The sequence below is a fragment of the Cellulomonas bogoriensis 69B4 = DSM 16987 genome (assembly GCF_000767165.1).
GTDB lineage: Bacteria > Actinomycetota > Actinomycetes > Actinomycetales > Cellulomonadaceae > Actinotalea > Actinotalea bogoriensis.
This window is the reverse complement of sequence record NZ_AXCZ01000232.1, coordinates 1-3,218: the sequence shown is the minus strand read 5'-3', so window position 1 is coordinate 3,218 and position 3,218 is coordinate 1. Positions and strand designations below refer to the sequence as shown.

Below are 3,218 nucleotides of genomic sequence, written 5' to 3'. Positions count from 1 at the left end.
GCCCGCAGCGCCACCCGCCCCGCTCGCGCGCGGCGCACCACCACGCGCACCGGGTCCGCCGCCAACGGCCACGCCCTCTCCTCCCCCATGCAGGGCACCATCGTCAAGGTCGCGGTCCAGGACGGCGCCGAGGTCACCGAGGGCGACCTGGTCGTGGTGCTCGAGGCCATGAAGATGGAGCAGCCCCTGGTCGCCCACCGCTCCGGGACCGTCCGGTCCCTCAGCGCCGCGGTGGGGGTGGGCGTCAGCGCCGGGTCACCGATCTGCGAGATCGTCGACTGACGTGCCACGCCCGCCCGGCAGGCACCACCGCCAGCCCGGTGACGGGTGGGTCGAGTGCGGCTGCGGTGCCCGGCACTGGGGCCTGCACGGCGCAGCCGGTCTGCTGCTGCACCGCCCCGAGCCCGCAGGGACGGGCCCGGGGCACGTCGTCCTGCAGCACCGGGCCCTGTGGAGCCACCACGGGGGGACATGGGGCATCCCGGGGGGAGCCATCGCCCCGCACGAGACCCCCGAGCAGGGCGCCGTCCGCGAGGCCCAGGAGGAAGCCGGGATCGACCCCGGCCACCTGACGGTGCTCACGACCAGCACACTGACCCACCCCGACTGGGCCTACACCACGGTCGTGGCGCGCACCACCGGCACCCAGCACCCACGGCCCACCGACGACGAGAGCCTCGAGATCGCCTGGGTGCACGTCGACGACGTCGCGGACCTGCCCCTGCTCCCCGCCTTCGCCACCGCCTGGCCCGACCTGCGGGCCGCCCTGACCACCTGACCGGGACTCACAGGCGCCGCTGGTGCACGATCCGCGCGACCTCCGCGATCGAGCCCGACAACGACGGGTACACCGTGAACGAGCGGGCGACCTCATCCGCAGTCATCCGGTGCGAGACCGCCAACGTCAACGGGAACACCAGCTCGCCGGCCCGCGGCGCCACCACCACACCGCCCAGGACCGTGCCGGTGGTCGCGTGGGCGAAGATCTTCACGAACCCGTCCCGCATCCCCAGCATCTTCGCGCGCGGGTTGCGCGCCAACGCCAACGACGTGGCCACGTACCGGGTGCCCGACGCCGCCAGCTCACGCTCCGAGGCACCCACGGTCGCGATCTCCGGTGCCGTGAAGATGTTCGCCGCCACCGTCCCCAGGTTCAACGGCTGCACCGCGTCGCCCAGCGCGTGGGCCATCGCGATCCGCCCCTGCATGGCCGCCACCGACGCCAGGGGCAGCACACCCGTGCAGTCGCCCGCCGCGTACACGCCCCGCACGCTGGTGCGGGAGACCCGGTCCACCTCGATGTGCCCCCGGGGCGTGAGGCGCACCCCCGCCTCCTCCAGGCCCAGGTCCGCGGTCGTCGGCACCGACCCCACCGCCACCAGGCAGTGCGACCCCTCCACCACCCGACCGTCGTGCAGCGTCACCCGCACCCCGTCACCGACACGCTCGGCCGAGACCGCGCGGCTGCGACCCATCACCGTCATGCCACGCTCGCGGAACACCTGCTCGATGACCTCCGCGGCGTCGGCGTCCTCACCGGGCAGCACCCGGTCCCGGGACGAGATGAGCACCACGTCCGACCCGAGCGCCTGGTAGGCGCCGGCGAACTCCGCGCCGGTCACACCCGACCCCACCACCACCAGCCTCTCGGGCAGCTCGGTCAGGCCGTAGAGCTGGGTCCAGCTGAGGATCCGCTCCCCGTCCGGCATCGCCTCGGGCAAGGTGCGTGGGGTCGCGCCCGTGGCCAGCAGCACCACGTCCGCGTCGCACCGGCGCTGCTGCGCGCCGTCGGCCGGGTCGATCACCACGCAGCCGGGCCCGTCCAGGCTGCCCACCCCGTCCACGACCTCCACGCCCTCCTCCTCCAGGCGGGTGCGGATGTCCGTCGACTGCGCCTGCGCCAGGCGCAGGACCCGGGCGTTCACCTCGTCCAGGAGCACCTCGTGCCCCTGCGACGGGTCACCACCGGCCTGACCCACGGTGCGGATCCCCAGCTCCGGGGCGCGGTCGGCTATCGTCATCCACTCCGCGGTCGCGATCAGCGTCTTGGAGGGCACCACGTCGGTGAGCACCGCGGCGCCACCCAGGCCGCGCCGCTCCACGAGCGTCACCTCCGCGCCGCCACGCTGGGCGACGAGGGCCGCCTCGTAACCGCCGGGCCCACCCCCCACCACCACCACGCGAGGGGCGGGGCGCCCGGGCGGCACGGGCGTGGGCGTCGCTTCGGCCAGTCCTGGTGTCGTCTCGGTCACACACGCATTGTGCCGGGCCCACCCCCGCGGTGCGCGACAGCAGTGGTGGGCCCCGCGGGTCGCGTGTGGGCACCGGACGGGACGGCTAGCCTCGGTGCCATGACCGACGCGGACCTCTCCATCGACGACCCCGCCCACGACCCGATGGAGGTCGCCCGCGCGGCCGCCGCCGTGCTCGCCGACCGGACCGGCGTCGCCACCCACGACGTCGCCCTCGTCCTGGGCTCGGGCTGGTCGGCCGCCGCGGACCTGCTCGGGGAGACCGTCGCCGAGGTCCCCACCGCCGAGATCCCCGGCTTCAGCGCCCCCGCCGTCGCCGGGCACCTGGCCACCACCCGCTCGGTACGGGTCACCGGCACCGACCGGCACGCCCTCGTCCTGGGCTCGCGCACACACCTGTACGAGGGCCGCGGGGTGCGACGCGTGGTGCACGGGGTACGGACGGCCGCCGCCGCGGGGGCCCGCACCGTCGTCCTCACCAACGGGTGCGGAGGCCTGCGACCCGAGTGGGCACCCGGAACCCCCGTCCTGATCAGCGACCACCTCAACCTCACCGCCACCTCCCCCCTGGAGGGGGCCACCTTCGTGGACCTCACCGACCTGTACAGCGCGCGCCTGCGGGACCTCGCCCGCCAGGTCGACCCGAGCCTCGCCGAGGGCGTGTACGCCCAGATCCGCGGCCCCCACTACGAGACACCGGCCGAGGTCAGGATGCTGGCCGGGCTCGGCGCGGACCTCGTGGGCATGTCCACCACCCTGGAGGCCATCGCCGCCCGGCACGCGGGCATGGACGTGCTGGGGGTATCCCTGGTGACGAACCCCGGGGCCGGCATCGGCGGCGAGCCGTTGTCCCACGCCGAGGTGCTCGAGGCCGGCCGGGCCGCCGCCCCCCGGATCAGCCGCCTGCTCGCCGACGTCGTCCGGATCATCCCGTGACCGGCGCCCCGGCGGCCCCCGCCCGCCTGG

At 75.3% G+C, this 3,218-nt stretch carries 4 protein-coding genes; 3 read left to right on the top strand and 1 reads right to left on the bottom strand.

All coding sequences use genetic code 11. From position 1 onward, the window contains the following. Together N869_RS13845 and N869_RS13840 are read left to right on the top strand one after the other, a co-directional pair. On the top strand, positions 1 to 282 hold a 282-nt coding region (locus tag N869_RS13845; RefSeq protein WP_035062546.1), incomplete at its 5' end, for an acetyl-CoA carboxylase biotin carboxyl carrier protein subunit. A gap of 1 nt (position 283) precedes the next feature. Next, the gene (locus tag N869_RS13840) at positions 284 to 778 is read left to right on the top strand and encodes an NUDIX hydrolase (RefSeq protein WP_035062544.1); all 495 of its coding nucleotides are present in this window, start codon (positions 284 to 286) and stop codon (positions 776 to 778) included. A gap of 7 nt (positions 779 to 785) precedes the next feature. Here N869_RS13840 and N869_RS13835 read toward each other — a convergent pair whose 3' ends face one another. Next, positions 786 to 2,231: an NAD(P)H-quinone dehydrogenase gene (locus N869_RS13835; RefSeq protein WP_052105588.1), complete on the bottom strand. Its 1,446-nt coding sequence runs from the start codon at positions 2,229 to 2,231 to the stop codon at positions 786 to 788. A 120-nt stretch (positions 2,232 to 2,351) separates the two neighbouring features. Here N869_RS13835 and N869_RS13830 point away from each other — a divergent pair, with 120 nt between their 5' ends. Then, positions 2,352 to 3,188 (top strand): purine-nucleoside phosphorylase, encoded by an 837-nt coding sequence (locus N869_RS13830; protein ID WP_035062542.1) that lies wholly within the window; start codon positions 2,352 to 2,354, stop codon positions 3,186 to 3,188. The last annotated feature ends 30 nt before the right edge of the window (positions 3,189 to 3,218 follow it).